Genomic DNA, 375 nt, shown 5'->3' on the forward strand with positions numbered 1-375 from the left:
CTCCGGTGTCCTGGAGCGCGGCTTCCTGCTGAAGCTCCGCTTCCTCTTCGACCACCACGTCAACCTGCGGCCGAGCAAGCTGCTGCCGGGTGTCGAGACGCCCCTCAAGGGCGAGCCCGCCATCGACTTCGTCGTGGTCCGCGAGGGCACCGAGGGCCCGTACACCGGCAACGGCGGCACCATCCGCAAGGGCACCCCGCACGAGGTCGCCACCGAGGTCTCCGTGAACACGGCCTTCGGTGTCGAGCGTGTCGTGCGTGACGCCTTCGCCCGCGCCCAGGCCCGTCCGCGCAAGAAGCTCACGCTGGTCCACAAGAACAACGTGCTGTCCTTCGCGGGCCACCTGTGGACGAACATCTTCAACCAGGTGGCCAC

1 protein-coding gene is annotated in these 375 nt (G+C 68.3%); it reads left to right on the top strand.

All coding sequences use genetic code 11. The features are described 5' to 3' along the window. Nucleotides 1-375 (top strand): isocitrate/isopropylmalate family dehydrogenase (locus IQ210_RS47015; protein WP_265584766.1); only part of this gene is annotated, 375 nt, incomplete at both ends.

Source organism: Streptomyces justiciae, assembly GCF_015163075.1.
GTDB lineage: Bacteria > Actinomycetota > Actinomycetes > Streptomycetales > Streptomycetaceae > Streptomyces > Streptomyces justiciae.